Consider the following 21,664-nt stretch of genomic DNA (forward strand, 5'->3'; position numbering starts at 1 on the left):
TAGGTCGTTAGACTTTTGTGTCCAACTCGTTCTGAAATCTCTTTAAAGAAATTTTCAGGGTTGTTGTCTATTGTTTAGTTATCAAGGTTCTCTGTCGTTTGACAGCTCATCCAGTTTATCATAACCGATTTGCTTTGTCAAGAACTTTTTTATTTTATTTTTTCAAGTCCTTGTTGTCTTTGCGACAGCTCGTTTATATTATCACTCCCGGATGAGATTGTCAACATTTTTTTGCAATTTTTTCCAAATATTTTTCCACTCTTTCTGAACAGCCCTGAAAATGCAAAATGAGACAGAAGGTTCACCTTCTGTCTCACACTCTCTTATACGCTCTCTCTTATGCTTCAGCCGCTGCACGATTTTCAAGTTTTCGGAAAAGACGTATTAATACAATCACCGCTGCAGCTGCCAGTACAATTTCTGCCGTAAACTGCGTATATGCAAGTCCATATAGCGGGAATAATGCATTTAAAATATAAATCGCCGGTATCTCCAAAATAATTTTCCGCATAATCGCAAATCCCAGGGCATACTTTCCCATTCCAACTGCCTGAAATACTCCGACTGCCAGAAAGTCCATGCATAAAAACGGCAATCCCATACAAAATCCTCTCAAAAATCGCGTACCATATGCGATAATTGCTTCATTTTCCATAAAGAGCGAGATTAATTTTCCGGCTCCCACATAATAACCAATTGCCACTACTGCAAGAAATCCAAGGGAAATTCTTGCGGAAAAAAGCAGCGTTCCTTTCATTCGTTTATGATTTCCACTGGAATAGTTATAGCTGATCAACGGCATGATTCCCTGTGACATGCCCATTGCAATGTTCATTGGAACCATATTGATTTTCTGAGTGATCCCCATTGCTGCAACTGCATCTGCTCCAAATCCTGCTGTAAAATTATTTAAAATTGTCATTCCGGTAACATTGAGCAGATTTTGGATCGATGCCGGAATTCCTACTCCGCAGATTCCAAGCACAATCTCTCTTTTGAACTTACACTGCGAAGGCTGGATACATACATATGTTGATTTCCTTCTCACATACAAAAGTACAAAGAAATACATGCAGGCAAAGCAGTTTGAAATACATGTCGCCATTCCTGCTCCTGCGGCTCCCATATCCAGTCCCTGCGGCAAAATAAAAATCGGATCTAAAATCATATTCATCAGGCAGCCGCTCATTGTACCAATGCTTGCATGAAGCGAAGCGCCTTCTGCCCTTACCAAATATGCCAGCACAACATTTAAAATAGACGGCACCGCGCCGAAATTAACCGTCCATTGCAAATACGCTGCCGTTGCCTCTGCTGTTTTTGCGTCTGCACCCAGGATATTTAAAAGAGGCGCCTGTCCAAATGTACAAAGAAGCGAGAATACAATTCCGCTAAACAATGCACTGTAGAATCCAACCGCCGAGCTTTTATATACGGTATCATAATCTTTCCGTCCAAGCGCTCTGCTCATCATACTGGAACTTCCCACGCCGAAAAGATTATTCACTGCATTAAAGGCAAGCAATACCGGCGCCGCCAATGTTACAGCCGCATTTTCTATCGGATTGTTCAACATTCCTACAAAATATGTATCTGCCAGATTATAAATAACCATAACAAGAGAACTCAAAATAGTAGGAACAGATAACTGCGCCACTGCCTTTGGGATTGGCACAGTTTCAAATAATTCCAATCTCTTTTTATTCTTCATAATTGTTTCCGTCATCCTGACTTGTGCAATTCGCTCGGCAATAAATTGATTGATCGCTAATATCAAGATCCTTTCCATCTAATACTGCTTTTATGAGCCTGTCTGTCCGGTCATACACTAATTTCAGTGAGAAAAACGGAACTTCTTCCGCCAGCAATTTCAAAAAAATCTTATCTCCCTGCCAAAGATTTAATTCACTGACACGATCAATTTCAATCCATTCCAGTTCACCTTCATCGCACACGATTGGCTCTCCCACAAATTCATCTGCCGTAAAAAGCGACATATATTCTGTGAGCCCCTTTTCTGTAACGAAAGTAACAATTCCACGATACCGGTAAGACGTCAACGTATATCCGGTCTCTTCCTTTACTTCTCGTAACATACATTCTTCCGGGCTTTCATCTTCTTCAAAATGTCCTCCGACTCCAATCCATTTGTCTTTATTCACATCATTTTCTTTCACTGTTCGATGGAGCATCAGATATTTTCCATCGTGTTCTATATAACACAATGTACTTAATTTGTGCATAACTACTGCCTCCTTCAACTTTTTCTTTTTCTATCTTATCATAGATGAAATTTCCTTTCCAGCAAAAAAGGAACTGCTTCATCAGCATACGCCTGATAAAGCAATCCCTTTTCCTATCTCTGTCCAGAATCTTTTTTCTGTTTTTTGTTTCTAAATTCTTGTAATGACTCCTGTTACAAGCTCTTTAAACTGTTTTGCCACACGGTCAGCTGTTTCCTGTACTTCTTTATGATTCAGCTGTTCTTTTGACATACCTGCTGCCAGATTCGTAATACAGGAGATACCGCACACTTCCATTCCCATATGATGTGCTGCCATTGCCTCACATGCTGTGCTCATACCTACTGCATCACCGCCCATCGCTCTGCAGAGACGCACTTCTGCCGGTGTCTCATAGCTTGGTCCGGTAAACTGCACATAAACGCCTTCCTGAAGCTTAATCTGCAGTTCTTCCGCAGTTTTGCGGATAATATCTCGCATACGCTTACTATACACTTCACTCATATCCGGAAATCTTGCTCCAAGTTCATCCAAATTCGGTCCAATCAGAGGACTTGGTACACCTGTTGTAATATGATCAGTGATCATCATGAAATCACCCGGCTGAAATTCAAAGTTCACTCCGCCTGCAGCATTCGTCAAAATCAGTTTTTTGGCGCCCAGCATTCCCATTAGTCTTGTCGGGAGCACAACATCTGACATTGGGTACCCTTCATAAAAATGTACCCGTCCCTGCATAATCACAACCGGAACCTGATTCACATATCCAAATACAAATCTTCCCTTATGTCCTGCTACAGTAGATGTCGGGAACCCTTCAATCTCTGTGTATGCAATCGTCTGCTCGATCTGGATCTCATCTGCATAATCACCGAGTCCTGATCCGAGAATCAACGCTACTTCCGGCTGAAAATCTATTTTCTTTTTAATACTTTCTACACATGTCATTAATTTGTTATATACTTCGTTCATCACTAACCTCTTTTCCGCTTATTCCGTCTCCATAACGGCAGCAACTATTTTTTTCAATGCAAGATACTGCTCATAGTCAATCAGTATCTGATTTCCTTCTTTTGTGAGCATTCCCTCTTCCGAAAACTTTTTCACAGCGCGATTAATCGTCTTCAGGCAAAGCCCTGTACCATTTGCCAGACTCTGACGTCCGCCCCGCACACGAAGCACGCCATTTCTCGCATACCGTTCATAACGTTCCGCCAGCAGCATTGCTAATCTGTCAGAACCTTGAAGAAACAGAAGCGCCCTTCCCTTTCTTCCATCTTCCAGAAGATATTCTCCGACACGCTTTGCCTCCTGCTTCAGTGCATGAATATCCGAACTCATCCATCTCTCAAATATTGCTTTAGGTATTTTCACGACTGTGCATTTCGTAACTGTTCGCAATGTCGTACGGTATCTGTCCAGATCCATAATAAATTCCATTCCACCCATGGCATATACTTTATCAAAGCGCATAAACTCATATGTAATTCCACAAAATCGGTAATCAATTGCCTCAATTGTTCCTTTTCCAATAAAGTAGATATTATCTACCGGAGCATTTTCCCTCACGAAAATCACATTCTTATCCATTTCCTCAATCTGAAATGAATCCAGAAGCCACAAAGGCGCTCCTTTAAAATATTCTTTGAATTGTTCCTGCCTGTCTTTATCAACGTCTTTCAGAAATGGCAGTGCTTCATATAATGTTTTATATCCCACTCATTTCTCCTTCCTCACGTTTTGCAGCGATTTAGCAGATATCCTGCCCACTCTTTCCTAGAAGCCTTTCTATCCTTCCTGACAGGAACTGAATAGCAGGCCCCGCTGTTACTGCCGTGATCACAGTGATAACTCCCAACTTTCCTCCAAGCAAGAAGCCGATCGCGATGCATCCCACATCAAATGAAATTTTTACTATTTGAAACTCTTTCTTTGTTTTATCCCGAAGAACCATAACAAGACCGGTAAAGGGATCAAGTCCCATATCCGCCGTAATAAACATAGCAACTCCAAGATACATGAGCGTACACCCCACTGTCGCTCCCACAATCTGCGTCAAAAGTGTTCCTGTTCCAAATACTATTTGATAAATTTTCCCTCCAATGCTTACCGCATTGCCGTAAAACAGCAGATGAACGAGCGTTCCAATGCTGACATAGTGTTTTTCTGCCAGAAATACAATTATGATCAGCACAATATTTACGATATTTGAAGTCATTCCAAGCTGCTCCGGAGACAGATGGGCCGCATTGCGGATTCCATCATAAACAATTCCAATCGGATCATTTCCAAGCGCTGCTGAAGCGTTAAAGGAAACGCCTATGCCGATGAAAATAATCCCTGCAATCCCCAGAAGCATTTTCGCTGCCTTATCTTTATTCCATCGCATACCTTTCTCCAAAGCTCTATATCAGCTGTCCCAAAATAGATGTACCAATCGTTCCTTCCGGCATTTTCACACCAAAATTGTCTGCTAAAGATGCCCCGATTACAGCAAATGTATCTGCCTCTTCCAATGCACCGCCTTCTTCCATTTGTTTTGCATAGGCAATCAACGGTACATACTCTCTTGTATGATCAGTTCCTGTATATGTCGGATCATTTCCATGATCTGCCGTCAGAATCAGAGGTCATCTTCCCGAAGTGTTTCCAGAAGTACTCCGAGATTCCTGTCAAATTTCTCAATCTCCTCTGCGTATCCTTTCACGTCTCTTCGATGTCCCCAAAGAGCGTCAAAATCAACAAGATTTACAAAACACAAACCATTAAAATCTTTTTTACTAATCTCGATCGTCTGTTCCATTCCATGTACAGAACTGTTAGAGTGGTGTGCCTCTGTCACACCTTCACCGCAGAAAATATCATTGATCTTGCCAACACTGATCACGTCAAATCCGTCGTCTTTCAGCGCATTCAGCACTGTCTTACCTGTCGGTTTTAACGCATAATCATGGCGGTTGCTTGTACGTTTAAACTCGCCTTTTTTCTTACCAATATAAGGTCTTGCGATTACACGTCCAACACGCCATTCATCCTTCATTGTAATCTCTCTTGCAATCTCACAGCACCGGTACAGATTCTGAAGATCAAATGTTTCCTCATTTCCACAGATCTGAAGCACAGAATCTGCAGATGTATACACGATCATAGCGCCTGTCTCGATTTCTTCTTCTCCCAATTCCTCGATGATCTCCGTTCCGCTTGCACTCTTATTTCCAATGACTCGTTTCCCGCATTGCTTCTCCAGCTCTTCGATCAATTCTTTTGGGAACCCTGTTTCTGTAAAAGTTTTAAATGGTTTTTCTGTATGAATCCCCATCATTTCCCAATGTCCTGTCATCGTATCTTTGCCATTACTTGCTTCTGCCATCCGCATATAGCGTCCAAGCGGATGTTCTACACCTTCCATTTTTCCACCTTTATGCAGATTCAGCATTCCCAGCTTCTGAAGATTCGGAATCTCAAGCGTTTCCATCTGTTCCAAAATATGTCCAAAGGTATCTACGCCTGTATCTCCAAATCTCCCAGAATCCGGCATGGCTCCAATTCCAAGAGAATCTAATACAATCACAAAAACTCTCTTATATTTATTCATCCTGTCTCTCCTCATACTATCTGTTATTCTGCTCAAATTCTGTAATCTTACGGTATAATCTCTGTTTCGTATCATCTGATGCAAAGGCAGTGTCTGCTGCATTTTTCATCAGACGGATCAAGTCTATATCATTCATTCCATATGTGTTTTGAATAAATTCTAATTCTTTTGTCATGGAAGTGTTGCTGACAGTACGATTATCTGTATTAATACTTACAGAAAGTCCTGCCTTTAAAAATTCCCGCAGCGGGTATTCTTCCGGACAGCTTACTGCTTTTGTCTGAAGATTGCTGATCGGACACATTTCAATTCCGATTCCCTCTGCACGAACAAGTTTTTGCAGTCCCGGATGTCCCCGCATCGCAATTCCATGTCCAATTCTTCCGGCGCCTGCTTTTACCGCATCTGCAATATTCTGCGCACTTCCACATTCACCGGCATGTATCGTAAATGGCATACCGAGTGCTTTTGTTTTTTGGAACAGATCCATAAACTCTGTCATTGGATACTGTGCCTCTGCTCCAGCCAGATCGGCTGCACATACACCTGCGCCAAGAAACTCTCTTGCATCACGGATCATTTTAAAATTCTCTTCCTCGCTGTGATGACGCATCGCACAGGTGATAACATTGTACTCGATTCCAAATTCTTTCTTTCCCCGTTCAAGTCCCCGCAGCAATGCTTCGAGTACCTGTTTTGTTCCCATTTTCTCTGTCACAGAAAAAAGCGGTGCAAATCGTATTTCTGCATAACATACTTCTTCTGCGCTCATCGTCTTTAATACATCATAACCTGCCCCTTCAAGCCCTTCTTCATCTTTCAGGCACGCACACGGCAGTTCAAATTTTTCCAGATATTCTACAAGACTTTTACAATCTGCAGATACGGAAAGTTCTTCTTCAGACACATCTCTTCCAAGATGTGTCTGAATGAACTCTTTGCTGAGTGAACCATCCAGATGACAATGCAGCTCTATTTTGGGCAGACGTTTCAATTCTTCTGCTCGCATGCTCACATTCTCCCTGTTTATCAGTTTATTTACACCAGATTTCCCGGCCCGAATCCAAGCGGAAGCAACTGCTCCAGCGTAAAAATATCATAATGTTCTTTACTCGTTGCCAAAATAATCTGAAACTCTTTTGGATTGCAGAATTCCATCATAACCTGACGGCACACCCCGCAAGGCGCCGCATAATCCGTCAAGATTCCTTCTCTTCCACCTACGATACAGATTGCTTCAAATTCTCTGACGCCTTCGCTTACTGCCTTAAAAAATGCAGTTCGCTCTGCACAGTTTGTCGGTGTGTACGAAGCATTTTCAATATTGCATCCCGTATAAAGCGTTCCATTCTTTGCAAGCAAAGCTGCACCGACTTTATACCCGGAATACGGTGCGTAAGAAAAATTCAGCTGTTCGACCGCAGTTTCAATCAATTTCTCTATGAGTTGTTTGTCCATCTGCAGATCCCTCCGAAATCTTAATATCCTGTTGCCTCTTCATTTTTCACAAGTTTAATCATTCTGCTTGTTCCTAAGCGGTCTGCTCCAAGTGCAAGAAATTTCTCTGCATCTTCCAATGCTGAAATTCCTCCGGCAGCCTTCATTTTTACATTTGGACCGATATGTTTTGCAAACAATTCAATATCTTCAAAGGTAGCTCCCGCTTTCGAAAAGCCTGTGGAAGTCTTAATATAATCTGCCCCTGCATTTGTTACAAGTTCGCACATTTTTACTTTCTCTTCTTCTGTCAAAAGACATGTTTCAATAATCACTTTTAAGATCTTTTCTCCGCATGCTGCTTTTAATGTACGGATTTCCTCTTCTACAAGATCATATTTTTTATCTTTCAGCCATCCGATATTGATTACCATATCGATCTCTTCTGCACCATTTGCAATTGCATCTCTTGTCTCAAATTCTTTTGTTTTTGTTGTCATATATCCGTTAGGAAATCCAATTACTGTGCATACCGGAATCTTGCCTCCCATGTATTCGGCTGCCTCTTTTACATAACTTGGCGGAATACATACGGACGCAGTCTTATATTCCATTGCCTCATCACAGATCTGCTTAATTTCTTCCCAGGTAGCAGCCTGTGTCAATAATGTATGGTCAACATGTTTTAAAATTTCTGAATGATTCATCGTTTCCATCTCCTCTTTATTTTTCCTTTGCCTGATCCTTTTTGATTAGCTCGCGGATTGCATCGACTGCAACCTGAATTGCTTTATCTGTATCATGTACAACCGGATTTTCCAGTCCCAACTTCTCTCTTTCCTGATTAGCAACAACAAGGAAACAGGAACCCGCACGCACGCCAAGATAACTTGCCACAATAAAAAGTGCTGCTGATTCCATCTCAGATGCCAGACATCCAAGACGTTTCCATGCCTCCCATTTATTCATCAGTTCATAGCTTACCGGCTTTGTCTCCGGCTCATGCTGCCCGTAGAACGCATCCTTACACTGAACAACACCTGTATGGAATTTGCACGCTTTCTTCTGTGCTGCTTCCACAAGCGCATTCGTTACTGTCAGATCTGCTACCGCAGGAAATTCCATCGGTGCATATTCTCTTGAAGTTCCCTCCATGCGGATTGCTCCCGTTGCGATCACAACGTCTCCACTCTTTACTTCTGTCTGCATACCGCCGCATGTCCCGATCCGGATAAATGTATCCGCACCGCAGCGGTACAGCTCTTCCATAGCGATAGACGCTGACGGTCCACCGATTCCTGTAGAGGTAACACTAACCTTTACCCCATCAAGTGTTCCTGTATAAGTGACATATTCTCTGTTATCTGCAATCAGAACCGGATTATCAAAATATTGAGCAATCTTCACACATCTTTTTGGATCTCCTGGCATGATCACATAACGGCCAATCTCTCCTTGTGCCACCTGAATATGATACTGTCTGCTTGCATCTTCTGAATAATTTTTCATATCTAGCTTTTCCTCCTTCTAGCGCTGTCCTTTATCATACGGGATACCCTCTGCCTTCGGCGCTCTTGATTTCTTAGATACAAATACAAGAACAACAAGGGAGATAATATACGGAAGCATATTGTATAAAGTACTCGGAAGCTTCAGCGCCACAAGTGCATCAAATCCTGTATATACATTAGAAAGAGCACGGAAAAATCCAAACAGAAGCGCTGCCAGTCCTATACTGATTGGTCTCCACTGTCCAAAGATCATAACCGCCAATGCCAGGAAGCCAAATCCTGCCACACCATTTTCAAATTTCCATTCGCTTACTCCGGCAGTAATATAGACAAGTCCTCCAAGTCCGCCCAGTGCTCCTGAAATCAATACGCCTGCATAACGCATTTTATAAACATTAATTCCGACAGAGTCTGCTGCCTGCGGATGTTCACCACATGCACAGAGTCTTAAACCAAATTTCGTCTTATAAAGCACTACATAAGAAACAATCAACATGATAAATGCAATCAGCATGAACCAGTTAAATTCAAATCTGCCGATGTTCATGATAAACGCTTTCTTTGCATGACCATAAGCCACTGTCGAAGAAACATTATCCACACTTTCTGCTGTATTGATTGCTCTTACAATAACAACTGCCGCTGCCGGTCCAAGTAAATTCAGCGCCGTTCCGACAAGCGTCTGATCCGCATTAAACCGAATCGCCGCCACACCGAGAAGAAGCGAGAAGATCATACCGATGAGAACACTTGCAAGAATCACAAGCAGAATCACAAGCGGAGCAGCCATGCCTGCCGGAAGATATTTCATTGTCAGCGCGCCTCCGAGCGCTCCCATAACCATGATGCCTTCCAGTCCGATATTAATAACACCACTATGTTCTGAGAAGCAGCCGCCAAGTGCTACCAGCAGCAGAACAGAAGCAAATATTAATGTATACTGAACTAATAATAACATTATGCTTCGCCTCCTTTCTGTTCTTTTGCAGCCATTTTCTCATCTCGCTTATCCAGATATCTGTTCAGCCACATCTTGAAGAACAATACAAAACCGCATAAATAAATGATAAACGCTGAAATCAAATCTGAAATCTGCGTACAGTACATTGTCTTATCTACATAAGTTCCACCACTTGTAATATGCTGGATAAAATAAGAAGAAAAGATAGCTCCGATCGGGTTCGTTCCACCGAGGAATGCCGCCGCGATTCCATTGAATCCCATCGCCGGAACACTTGTCTGCTGTACCATCCACTGCTCAATACCGCTTAAATAGAAAATGCCTGCTCCCATTCCTGCAAGAGCTCCTGCGATCATCATTGTTAAAATGATGTTTCTCTTTTCCCGCATACCGCAATATTTTGCAGCATTTTTATTCATACCTGTTGCTTTTAATTCATAACCAAATTTTGTTTTATCCAGCACGATCCATACAAGAACTGCCATGACAACCGAAAGTATCACTCCGATCGTCACAAATTCATTATTAGAAAACATTTTATCCAATCCTGCATTCGGAAGAAGCGCAGATGAATTGTACTCTCTAATGTCTTTGTGTACGGTGTAGACTGTTCTTTTACTTTTGTCAGAAGCATATTTACGCAGTACAGCCCAATCCAGTTCAACATGATACAGGAAATAACTTCATTTACATTAAAGTAAGCCTTCAAGGCGCCTGAAATACCACCTACGATTGCTGCTGCCAGCATTGCTGCCGGAAGACAGATATACCACGGCATATCAAACTTCAGCGCCAGGAAAAGACATGTGCCAACTCCAATGACATACTGTCCTGCTGCACCGATATTAAAAAGACCAACCTTCCACGCAAAAAGCACTGACAGGGAACACATCAGAAGCGCTGAGGCCTTTACGAGCGTCGTTCCCAAATATTTCATAACTGCAACAGAACTCGGATAATATAAATAGTTTTTCAAAATAGCAGTGATTGCTTTACCGGCGCCGCTCGGATTAATGATCAAAAGTACCACATATCCGATCAGAAGACCGAGTATGATACAAAGCACTGATCCGAGTATGGTCTGAACGCCGCTGTTTCTCAAGAGGCTTTGTTTCTTCGTTGTTTCTTTATTCATTTGTTCCTGCCTCCTTTCTCTTAGAACCTGCCATGTAAAGACCAAGCTCTTCCACTGTAACCTTCTTCGGATCAAATTCTCCAACAATTTCACCTTCGTACATAACGAGGATTCTGTCAGAAACATTCATAACCTCATCCAGCTCCAGACTCACAAGCAGCACTCCTTTTCCTGCATCTCTCTGTGCCACCAACTGCTTATGGATGTATTCAATCGCACCGACGTCAAGCCCTCTTGTCGGCTGAACTGCAATCAAAAGTTCCGGATTTTTATCAATCTCGCGGGCAATAATCGCTTTCTGCTGATTACCTCCTGACATAGAGCGGGCTTTCGTAACAGCTCCCTGTCCTGACCGGATATCATACTGCTCAATCAGTTTATTTGCATATTCGCGGATTGCCTTGCGCTTTAAAAATCCACCTTTATTCGTAAACTGCGGTTCAAAATATCTTTGAAGTACAATATTATCTTCAAGAGAATAATCAAGAACAAGTCCATGTTTATGTCTGTCTTCCGGAATGTGGCTCATCCCTGATGTCAAGCGCTTGCGGATCGGCATATGTGTAATGTCCTGCCCATTCATGATAATCTTTCCGCTCTTTAACGGTTCCAGCCCAGAAAGTCCATATACAAATTCTGTCTGACCATTTCCGTCAATTCCGGCGATACAAACAATCTCTCCCCGTCTTACCTGAAGAGATACATTATTAACGGCATTGTTTTTATGATGTTTTGAAGCAACTGTCATCCCCTGAACATCAAGAACAACCTCCTGTGGTTTTGCCGGCTTCTTCTCAACAACAAAATTTACGTCACGGCCTACCATCATGGCAGAAAGTTTCTCCGGTGTCGTATCCTTCGTCTCTACGGTACCGATATATTTACCTTTGCGAAGAACAGTACAACGGTCAGATACCTGCATAATTTCTGCAAGTTTATGAGTAATAAATAAAATACTCTTTCCTTCTGCTGCAAGGTTCTTCATAATTGTCATCAATTCCTGAATCTCCTGCGGAGTCAGAACCGCTGTCGGTTCGTCAAAAATCAGAATCTCATTATCGCGATAAAGCATCTTGAGGATCTCTGTTCTCTGCTGCATACCAACGGTAATATCCTCAATAATTGCATCCGGATCTACCGCAAGCCCATATTTTTCCGAAAGCTCCATGACTTTCTTTCTTGCTTCATCCTTTTTAAGAAATCCGCCCTTCGTTGTCTCTGCGCCGAGAATGATATTATCTAAAACGCTAAAACATTCCACCAGTTTAAAATGCTGATGTACCATTCCGATCCCAAGTGCATTGGCATCATTCGGATCATTGATTGCTACCTTTTTCCCATCTTTGCGGATCTCGCCTTCCTCCGGCTGATATAACCCGAAAAGAACACTCATAAGCGTAGATTTTCCTGCACCATTTTCACCCAGAAGTGCGTGGATCTCGCCTTTTTTCAGCTGTAAAGTAATATTATCGTTTGCGATGATGCCCGGAAATCTTTTCGTGATATTCAACATCTCAATTGCATACTGTTCCATTCTCTACACGCCTCCTCTCATCTTATTACACCTGTGCTTTTATCAAAAAAGGGAGCAAGATCACCCTACTCCCTTTGCAGTTAAATTATGCTGTTTACTTAATGCTGCCGTAATCTGTTACTTTAATTTTTGTCTTAGGTAATGCTGTAATGTCATTTGAAACTTTGATCTTACCGTCGAACATATCTTTTACAAGTACTTTGTAATCGTCTTCTGTAAATCCATCGCCCCACTGTGTTGTCTCAATTGGAAGCTGAACATAGTTTTCTTCCGGATTCTCTGAAACAAGTCCAAGTGTATCGATCTTTCCAGCGTAGTTATCCCACTTATCAGCTTTGATATCTGTAAGAACTGTCTTAACTGTTGCTGCAAGACCTTTCATAGCAGATGTCACAGTAAGATCTGCTGCTGTCTTGTTAATAATTGCTGACTGGTCTGTATCAACACCGATCACTTTACCGCCTGTCTTAACTGCTGCTTCTGCTGCAGATGTATAAATACCACCGCCGCATGCAAATACAACTTCTACGCCTTTAGATCCATACCATGTATCCATGTATGCTGTAATATCAGCATCTCCATAGAACTGTCCGCCGCATACGTATTCCACTTCTACCTGGTCAGAAATACCAAGTTCTTCTGCTGCTGCATCAGCTCCCTGAAGATATCCATAACCAAAACGTGTAACAGCCGGAACTGACATACCTCCGAGGAAACCAAGATGTTTATATCCTAATTTCACAGCTGCATATCCTGCCATATATCCTGAAAGTTCTTCCTGATAAGTACAGCAGTAAACATTCTCTTCATTGTAGTATTCTGTCACATCATAGTCATCCGGGTTAAAAGAATAACCTTCTCCAACACCTTTTTCACAGATATCTCCGGCTCCAACATCCAATGCAACAAATTTTACATCCGGATACATCTCTGACTGGGATACAACTGCTGCCGCAAACATATATCCCGGCAATACAACGACATTTGCTCCATCAGCGATTGCCTGATCTACACTTGCATTTCTTGCTTCATCATTGTCGCTTTCCGGTTTGTAGTAGTTGAACTCCACATCATTTTCTTCTGCCCAGGCTTTGCTTGCTTCATAAGTTGTCTGGTTAAAGCTCTGGTCTGTAATATCACCTGAATCTGTTACCATCGCAACTTTCATATCAGACTTTTTACCTTCTTTTTTCTTATCATCGCTTCCGCTGTCTGAACCGCCTCCGCATGCTGCCAGTGAAACTGTCATCATTCCTGCAAGTAACATTGCAACAACTCTTTTTTTCATAATTACCTCCTGCTATTTGTCTGCTTTACTTCTGTGCACTTTCATAGTCGTAGAATAATCATACTTCTTTGTTTTTATTCCAGATAATGGCTTACTGCACAAGTTCCTTCGGCTTACTGCCGACTCTACTGAGAGTATAGCACATTTGTCTCAATTCAGATAGGACACAAGTCCTTTTTTTCTAAATAAAAAAGCAGTTTGTAATATTCTTTCAGTTTTTAACATTAGCTTTTGTGCATTTTTTCTATTTTTATTGTGTTTTTTATTGAAGAAAAAGGTCTTGAGTCACTTTTTATACCGTGTTCCAAATTTTTTATAACATTTCTTCCCGCAAAATATCATGATCCCGGAGCAGTTTTTCTATCACAGTTCCCCTGATCACACGAAGCAAAGGCTTCTTCAAAGCATTTAGCGGGCCCGGCAGCGGAATCTCAAGCGGAGAACGTCCATCCATTAATTTTACCGAACTGTCAAGAAGTTCTCTGATATCATATACACTTCCCCATACTTCCGGAACTCCCCTGTCAACACCGAACAGACCATAAACCGCTTCCATTGCTGTTCGCACAGAGTACTCTGTTGTAAACACAGTATCACGCGGAGTATCTGCAAACTGACCAAGAAATGCAAAATTTACACATCCATCCGGAATGACATCCGGTCTGTCTCCTTTTGTCCGCGGCATGAAAAATGCAGTAATATACGGCATCATCGTCGGAACGCATACGGCGCTGTGCTCTGCAAGGTCTGCAATCTGATCTGTCGGAACACCAATATGATACAGCCATTCCTCTGTAATTTCCTTTCCGGTACATTCCTTCATTGGTTTCTTAATATAGTCTCCCGGCACATCCGTGAAAAGACCATATACCCATACGCATACCTGTTCCGGATTCTGTCCTTTAAACTGTCCCTGACGATTGATTGTCCAGCTCATAAGCCACTTAGAATCCTGACAGCTCACAATCCCTCCGGTAACTACTTTTCCGCTTCTTGGATCACGTTTACAGATATTCATAATATACGGAATAATCTTATCGTCTAATGTCGTAATGGTTGCTGATTCCCAGTTTGTTTTAGAAATATCTGAACAGAATTTCTCCGGATGTCCAAACGAAGCATCCTGCTTTGCAATATTTTTCCACAAATTCCAGCATCCGCTTGTCCGGATTTCCGCATCTCCGTTCGGGGCGTGATTCTGATCCCCGTAAATCGTTCCCTCTGTGCAGCTTCCATTTGTCACAAATACATAATCATTTTCTGTCAGAAGAATTCCCTTCTCCACACCATCCACACGACATTCAATCGCTGTAGCGATTTTCTTATCGCCGCGAAATTCAAAGACCACATTCGTTACTTCTGTGCCAAACTGGAAATCAACTCCAGCCTCCTCCAGATACCTTTGCATCGGAAGAATCAAAGATTCGTACTGGTTATATTTTGTAAATTTCAGAGCGCTAAAATCCGGAAGACCTGCAATGTGATGAATAAAACGCTGAAAATATAATTTCATCTCCAATGCACTATGCCAGTTTTCAAAAGCAAACATCGTACGCCAATAGAGCCAGAATGTAGAGTCAAACACTTCCTCATCAAAGACATCTTCAATCTTTTTATCGTACAGATCCTCGTCTTTCGTCATAAACAATTTCATAATTTCCATACAGCCTTTCTGACTCAGATTAAATTTGCCATCTGTATGGGCATCTTCTCCTCTATTAACCGTTGCCCGGCAGAGCGAATAATTCGGATCATGTTTGTTCAGCCAGTAATATTCATCCAAAACAGATACTCCGGGCGTCTCAATCGATGGAATACTGCGGAAGAGATCCCACAGACATTCAAAATGATTTTCCATCTCACGACCGCCGCGCATCACATACCCTCTCATCGGATCATGAATTCCATCACAGGCACCGCCCGCAATATCCATTGCTTCCAAAATATGAATGTGAGACCCCGGCATCTGTGCATCTCTCACAAGAAAACATGCCGCTGCCAGTGATGCAAGACCGCTGCCTACAATATAAGCATGTTTCTCCTCAATTCCATCCGGTTTTTCCGGCCGTGCAAATGCTTCATAATTTCCGTTACTATAATAAATTCCCTTACTGTTTTTCTCATATTTTCCCCGTTCTGTGTTGCGATACTCTGTCTTTCTCTCCGCTATCTTCATCTCGCTGCTCTGTTTTGCATCTCTCGCACGTTTTGCCATAACAGCTGCTGTCCCTGCTCCTGCTGCCAATACCGCCATACCGATTTTTCCTGCTTTTTTATTCATCTTGAATCCACCTTTCCGAACTATCGTTCTTTCTTTTTCTCAATGTACCCTCAGCATACTGTTATTATGTACGATTTTCAATTTACAAAACAAAAGAGATGATAAAAAACTTATCATCTCTCACACTTTGATTAATTGTCTGTCAAATGTTTTTCCGAAAAATTCTCAATAGAACGCAAAATCGTCCCATGAAGTGTCAGGCACATCCGCTCCACAATCTCTTCATAATCCGATTTCATTCCCTGTTTGATCCAGTCAAGCATAATTCCCACAAATCCATATTTATAAAAATCTGCAATAAATCCTTTTTCTTCCTCACTGATCTTCTGCCCGGCAGCCTTTTCTTCCACAACTCCTTCCAACAAATCATATGTTAAACGAAAAAGATACGTTTCGATCTGTTCCCGACTTACCGAATGATATACATTCAAGATAAACGGTTTATTCTCCATCACTGCCTCAAAAATCTGCAGAAGACCTTCCTGCCAGCTGTCATATGTTTTTTTCCCCTGAAGCGCCCGCGAAGCATCTTCGATACAGCTCCACTCTACCAGATCATAAATATCCTCAAAGTGATAATAAAATGCCATCCGGCTAATACCGCAGTCTGCTGTCAGATCGTTGATCGTAATTTTATCAAGAGGCTTTTGAAGCAGCAGTTTCTTCAGAGACACTTCCAAAGCCTGCTTCGTCATATTTGCCATTTACTCAGCTCCGTTTCTTTTTTCATCACTTGCTCTGTTTTGTTTCTTCTTATTCTTCTTTCGCTCTTCTGCCTGCTCAAGATATCGGCGCGACTGCAAAAATGCCTCCGGCAGATAATCTTCCATCCACTCTTTTCCTGCTTTCTCCTGCTTCTTAATATCTTCCCACGCTGTTATTACATCCCCGCTTCCTGAAACATTTGCTGTCCCAAATACATGTGGATGCCGCCGGATCATTTTATCAGATACCGTTTGAATCACATCATCCAATGTAAAAAATCCTTCCTCTTCTGCAATCTGTGCATGCATTACAACCTGTAAAAGAAGATCTCCGAGTTCTTCCTTCAGGTTATCCGGATTCCCTGTCTCTTTCAATATATTAATACCGCAGATCACCTCAGCCGCCTCCTCGATGCAGGCCGGTTTCAGACTTTCATGGGTCTGCTCCCGATCCCAGGGGCATCCTTTTGGCGAACGCAGTTTTGCAATAATCTTTTGAAACTCTTCAAATTTTGCCATAATACTTCCTCCTTATTACCATCTTATTTATCATTCTTTCTTCTATCGCGCTGTAATCGTGCGGTAAGGCAGCCTGCATGTTTCTCCACGATACTGCTTTCCCCTTGGAAAAGAAATGAATCCCGGCTGACACCCATGTTTCCTGTCTTCACTATAATAAACATCCAAGATTCCCTTCAGTAAATATTGTAATCCTAAATGCTCCTCTCCTTCTTCATGAACAAAGAGCTGATATTCCGCCTCTTTTTGATCTTTTCGATGACGTCGGTGTATCGTCCATCCCTCTAACGCTCCAATAAATCCAGGCATTTCTTCATATGCATGTAATTCTGCTGCTTGTAATTTCTCTGCCACTTTTTTGAAAGATTTCTCTGCCTCATCTGAAATTTTATCTCCCATTCCTACTAATGCCAGAAATGGTCCCTTCTTTCCATGAAACGCGCAAATCTGTCCTGTCTGTTTCAACATCTGAAGTTCATGATTTACCTCATTCAGATACAGGTTCTTTTTGACAGAAATAACAGCAAGAACACCCTCCGGCAAAACGACTGCCGTATCTCCAAATCTCTGATAAACCGGATATTCTGCCGCATCATAGATAATCAGATCCAACTGAGAAGAATGGACATCTGCATCCTTTCTTCTCGCTCTCCCTGAGTTTCCCCCTTTAACACCTGCCCGCAAAATAAATCCATCAAAAATCTCTATCCCTGTCGGCAGAAACTTTTTCAGCGTCTCCCGCAAAATACTTTCTACATATCGCCCGTCTTCTCCTCTGTGACCGGCACCTTCATGATTCAAAGAGGGAATCAGCTTTTCAAACTGATGATATTTGTATAAAACTGATTTCATTTCATCTGCCCAATAACTTTCAATCCTCGTTCCGCCCATACTATCCTTCTTCTTTCTCCACTGCTTTCAATAATTCTTCCAGCCTCTGAATCGTTTTTTCTAATCTCTTAGAATCTTTTTTTAATAGTTGCTCTGTCTGCAAAACAGAAATCATCCACGCTCTGCATCCTGCCAAATAATGGATAAAGTCCTGACGGCTGCGAAATTCTCTCGCTTCTTTATTATTTTCTCTGCGCATTTCATTTAGCTTCTTCAAACTTTCCTTCAGGTCCTCAGCTTTTCTCATATCAACTTCATACAGTTCCTGATCCTGTTTCCGAAAAAAATATAACGTCTCCTTAACACTTTGCAGCTTTCTGCGCGACAGCCGAAGCCCGTCACCAACTACATAACCATTGAGCCCAATCTCTCCTTTGCACATCATCGTCTTACTTCGATTTATCTCGAAACCATTTTCTTTCAAAATCTTCGAAAGCATTCTCAGAAAATAAATATGCTCCCCAAAATCAAAAAAATCTGAGCTAAAAAGCATATCATCGGCATACCTTGTATAAGAAATCCGACGGATTCCCTGTTTCTCTGATCTTGTATTTTCTTTCCGGTAGCGTTCTTCAATAGATTGACAATATTTCAAAATTCTCTGATCGATTCTTCTGAAAAATATATTAGATAATATAGGTGAAGTCACAGCTCCCTGCGGAAGCTTTGCATTCAACGTACAAAGCTCAAATACCGTTTCCAATGCTTCCCGATCCTGAATAAATTCTTTCAGGTTACTCTTCATCAATTTCTCTGAAAACGAGTCAAAAAAATCTTTTATATCAATTCTTAGAAAATAATGATTTCCGGCATGTGGCATCAGAAAGTTCTGATAACTCTCACCGGTTACAAATCCTTTTGCCGGTATGGCAATCGGTATTTTCTGCAAAAATCGCCTGACAAGATTCCTCTGAAAATTAGTCAGATTTCTCCCTTCAGGCGTTTTCCGAAGCATATGAATTACCCGAATTCCATTCTTTTTCGGAATTTCAGTCTCCTCATATGCATATTCAATTCCTTCCAAAACTGCATGCAGTTTCTCATCGCTTGTCTTTAATATTTTTTCTAAAAGAAATTTATAATTATATATTTGCATTTATCTTCCTCTTTAGAAGAGCAAGCACTTACTGAATAATTCCTTTCAGGGTATTATCCAGGAAAGATACACTGCCCCGTATTTCTACGGGAGATTTAAGTCATCAGTTCTGATTTTTCCGCGGTTTCACCAGTATTCCCATACCGTCTCGCGGATTTACGAGTCTGTCTTCGTAAAATTACTGCTTGCTCAAGGTCTATTCTACCATTGTTTTAACGTAAAGTCACTTCTATTTTGTGAACCAATGCATATAACTGCGGAAAATCTTTCTGAACTGCTTCCACTGCCTGTTGATAATTGGCATCTGCTTCAATCCATCTTCCAAATTCCCGGAATCCCTGTCTTTCCGAATGCTGTATCTCGGCCAGATCAAGAAAATAAAATTCCAGCCACTTACTTACCCAGCCGCTTGTCTTCTTTACCATACACAGCACATTCCATAAATTCTCATCAATTTGTGGATTCTGTTTTTTGATCTGTTTCTTCGTCAGCAGATAATCCGGTTTTCCGGAAAAAAGCATCCTCAAATAATTTAACTGCAGATTCTTCTTATCCTGAAACAATTTCCAGTATTCTACCGTATTTTTGCGTTCTTCAAGACTTAGCCCTCCGGCATTCACATATTTTTTAAATACTTGCTGATTTTCAACAGTAATCAGCGCACCTTCCACCGTATTTCTCCACAGAAACACATCATAATTGCGATAATATTCCACAATCAGATCTAACAGACACTCAAAATTCGGATCATCACAGCTAAACAATGGATATCGATAAGAAAATTTACACTGACTGCACATACGTTTGATCCTGCGCCTAAGCGCTAATGTCTTCTGTCTTTTGGCACCATAATGATAAATTTCTCTATCAATCTGATAATCCTTCAGTTCTGTAAATAAAAATGCATTTTCTCCATCCTTTTTTGCCAGGACTTTATCCATATCCATTACAGCCAGACCTGGGATCTGATAATTTCTCTTACTGGGCGCAGTTAGATTATGAACCACTTTATTGCTCATTCCCATTACAATCTCAACTTCTTTCAAAACCGGAAAAAGCATTCGCAAATATTTATTTTTAAAAAGCTCAAGCTCTGTCTCTCCTTCTACGTTCAAAATCATTTTTGCAAAACAGCTTCCCGTATAAGACTCTGTCACTACAATACGTTCCCGCTCTTCCTGCTCTGACAAATTGCGCACACGCCTTACTTTGGAATAGTTCTCTTTTAATGCAACATGGTAAATCGCAGAAATATCTTCTTCATTTTCAAGCAGCATTTTTACACACCGCGCCGAATGTGTCGATAAGAGAAACTGAACCTGATCTGCCGCCCCAAAAATTTTCTCCATCAATTGATCGATCATCGTATGGTGCAGACTAATTTCCGGTTCATCCAAGACAATGATCGGCTCTTTCAATTTGTATTTCTTCATAATAGCCAGAATATCAATAAGAATCGTTGTATAATTAAATGCATTTGTTCCATTAGAATATTCCCTAAGATTCTTCTCATCATATTGAAACCTCTGACCGCCTACCAGCATTTCTGCTAACATCTGACCAATCTGCCTTGATGTCAGACGCTTCACATTAATATGTTCCTGTTCAAATATATCTTGCAGATGATTTAATTTTTTCTTTACCGAACTATCGTTACTTTCCACAATAGTTCTTATTGTACTTTGAATCCTTTCAGAATCTTCATTTCTGAATTTAAATAAATCTCCTATCAGATTCCACAAATTGGTCCAATCTGTCAGTTCAATCTGTCTTGAATCTATAAAATATACCGGAAATAGTGAGGCTATAATCTGACGCGTATTGTAACTTACATTCCAACGGATTTCCTTCCCTTTTCTCTTAACCAGCTCAACAATAATCTCATCATGATTAGAAATCGCTAATACCTTTTTATAATAATTCTCATACTCTTTCTTTTCATCATTCAAATTTCTTTTAATAATTTTCAGAATCTGCTTCAAATCATAAGTAATTCGAATACATATTTCATTGCGCAATCTATTATTGGTATCAAAACTATTCTGCTCATCCTGCACGGTCAACAAATTCTTATAAAAATAATTCAGCGCAGACAAAATATTCGATTTGCCGCTCCCATTCCGACCAATCAAAGTTGTAATCTGATTCATTTCCATATTCAAATATGCAATAGACCGATACCCTGTAATTTCAATTCGCTTAATTGACATATGGCCGTCCTTTCTGTCAGCATCCACTTGAACACCACTATCTCATTTCTACTCTGCTTCATTTTCACATCATATTTGATATTTTATTTTATCGTAAACGCAAAATAGCGAGTACCTGTTCAAAATCATCCGATGTGAGATAATAGACTTATCACTACAAAGTCCAAATAGTTTAGTACTCAACTTTTTTGACTTTGCTACAGGAGGTGAGTTATGAAATCTCATACAAGTTTAGTTGCACAGCAAACCCGTCTGAGTG

General features: G+C 41.1%; 18 protein-coding genes and 2 pseudogenes. All 20 read right to left on the bottom strand.

What is annotated here, in order from left to right; all coding sequences use genetic code 11:
- Positions 1-337: 337 nt before the first annotated feature.
- The 20 genes and pseudogenes from DWX73_RS09930 to DWX73_RS10025 all read right to left on the bottom strand — a co-directional run bounded on the left by DWX73_RS09930 (position 338) and on the right by DWX73_RS10025 (position 21,405).
- Positions 338-1,711 carry an MATE family efflux transporter gene (locus tag DWX73_RS09930; protein ID WP_118348636.1) on the bottom strand — a complete coding sequence of 458 codons (1,374 nt, stop codon included), beginning with the start codon at positions 1,709-1,711 and terminating at the stop codon, positions 338-340.
- Positions 1,701-2,243 (bottom strand): NUDIX hydrolase, encoded by a 543-nt coding sequence (locus tag DWX73_RS09935; protein WP_118348637.1) that lies wholly within the window; start codon positions 2,241-2,243, stop codon positions 1,701-1,703. Before DWX73_RS09935 ends, DWX73_RS09930 begins: the two co-directional genes overlap by 11 nt.
- 150 nt (positions 2,244-2,393) lie before the next feature.
- Positions 2,394-3,215 (bottom strand): purine-nucleoside phosphorylase, encoded by an 822-nt coding sequence (locus tag DWX73_RS09940; RefSeq protein WP_118348638.1) that lies wholly within the window; start codon positions 3,213-3,215, stop codon positions 2,394-2,396.
- 18 nt (positions 3,216-3,233) lie between these two features.
- Positions 3,234-3,962, bottom strand: a complete 729-nt coding sequence (locus DWX73_RS09945; RefSeq protein WP_118348639.1) for a Crp/Fnr family transcriptional regulator — start codon at positions 3,960-3,962, stop codon at positions 3,234-3,236.
- Positions 3,963-3,993: 31 nt separating this feature from the next.
- Entirely contained in the window at positions 3,994-4,632 is a 639-nt protein-coding gene (locus tag DWX73_RS09950; protein WP_118348640.1) for a YczE/YyaS/YitT family protein, read from the bottom strand.
- Between the two features lie 16 nt (positions 4,633-4,648).
- Positions 4,649-5,838, bottom strand: a pseudogene (locus DWX73_RS09955) (phosphopentomutase).
- A 16-nt stretch (positions 5,839-5,854) separates the two neighbouring features.
- Positions 5,855-6,847 (bottom strand): adenosine deaminase, encoded by a 993-nt coding sequence (gene add / locus DWX73_RS09960; RefSeq protein ID WP_118348641.1) that lies wholly within the window; start codon positions 6,845-6,847, stop codon positions 5,855-5,857.
- A gap of 29 nt (positions 6,848-6,876) precedes the next feature.
- A complete protein-coding gene (cdd, locus tag DWX73_RS09965; protein ID WP_118348642.1) occupies positions 6,877-7,296 on the bottom strand; it encodes a cytidine deaminase in 420 nt (139 codons plus the stop codon).
- Between the two features lie 20 nt (positions 7,297-7,316).
- A complete protein-coding gene (gene deoC, locus DWX73_RS09970) occupies positions 7,317-7,982 on the bottom strand; it encodes a deoxyribose-phosphate aldolase (RefSeq protein WP_118348643.1) in 666 nt (221 codons plus the stop codon).
- A gap of 16 nt (positions 7,983-7,998) precedes the next feature.
- Positions 7,999-8,784 (bottom strand): uridine phosphorylase, encoded by a 786-nt coding sequence (gene udp, locus DWX73_RS09975; protein WP_118348644.1) that lies wholly within the window; start codon positions 8,782-8,784, stop codon positions 7,999-8,001.
- An 18-nt stretch (positions 8,785-8,802) separates the two neighbouring features.
- Positions 8,803-9,744 (bottom strand): ABC transporter permease, encoded by a 942-nt coding sequence (locus tag DWX73_RS09980; protein ID WP_118348645.1) that lies wholly within the window; start codon positions 9,742-9,744, stop codon positions 8,803-8,805.
- Positions 9,744-10,882 (bottom strand): annotated as a pseudogene (locus DWX73_RS09985) (ABC transporter permease). The gene DWX73_RS09980 and the pseudogene DWX73_RS09985 overlap by 1 nt, the downstream one beginning before the upstream one ends.
- Positions 10,875-12,416, bottom strand: coding sequence for an ABC transporter ATP-binding protein (locus DWX73_RS09990; RefSeq protein WP_118348646.1), 1,542 nt, complete (start codon positions 12,414-12,416; stop codon positions 10,875-10,877). The pseudogene DWX73_RS09985 and the gene DWX73_RS09990 overlap by 8 nt, the downstream one beginning before the upstream one ends.
- A 94-nt stretch (positions 12,417-12,510) precedes the next feature.
- The gene (locus DWX73_RS09995; protein ID WP_118348647.1) at positions 12,511-13,704 is read right to left on the bottom strand and encodes a BMP family lipoprotein; all 1,194 of its coding nucleotides are present in this window, start codon (positions 13,702-13,704) and stop codon (positions 12,511-12,513) included.
- 313 nt (positions 13,705-14,017) lie between these two features.
- Positions 14,018-15,985, bottom strand: coding sequence for an oleate hydratase (locus DWX73_RS10000; protein ID WP_118348648.1), 1,968 nt, complete (start codon positions 15,983-15,985; stop codon positions 14,018-14,020).
- Between the two features lie 131 nt (positions 15,986-16,116).
- Positions 16,117-16,689: a TetR-like C-terminal domain-containing protein gene (locus tag DWX73_RS10005; protein WP_118348649.1), complete on the bottom strand. Its 573-nt coding sequence runs from the start codon at positions 16,687-16,689 to the stop codon at positions 16,117-16,119.
- Positions 16,690-17,208: a MazG family protein gene (locus DWX73_RS10010; protein ID WP_118348650.1), complete on the bottom strand. Its 519-nt coding sequence runs from the start codon at positions 17,206-17,208 to the stop codon at positions 16,690-16,692. It abuts the gene before it with no gap.
- Positions 17,209-17,250: 42 nt separating this feature from the next.
- On the bottom strand, positions 17,251-18,099 hold the full coding sequence (locus DWX73_RS10015) for a DUF6602 domain-containing protein (RefSeq protein WP_118348651.1): 849 nt from the start codon (positions 18,097-18,099) through the stop codon (positions 17,251-17,253).
- A gap of 1 nt (position 18,100) precedes the next feature.
- A complete protein-coding gene (locus DWX73_RS10020; protein ID WP_118348652.1) occupies positions 18,101-19,195 on the bottom strand; it encodes a reverse transcriptase family protein in 1,095 nt (364 codons plus the stop codon).
- Between the two features lie 212 nt (positions 19,196-19,407).
- On the bottom strand, positions 19,408-21,405 hold the full coding sequence (locus tag DWX73_RS10025) for a retron Eco8 family effector endonuclease (RefSeq protein ID WP_158556849.1): 1,998 nt from the start codon (positions 21,403-21,405) through the stop codon (positions 19,408-19,410).
- Between the last annotated feature and the right edge of the window lie 259 nt (positions 21,406-21,664).

It is taken from the genome of Coprococcus sp. AF21-14LB, assembly GCF_003458885.1.
In the GTDB taxonomy this organism is placed as follows: Bacteria; Bacillota; Clostridia; order Lachnospirales; family Lachnospiraceae; genus UBA9414.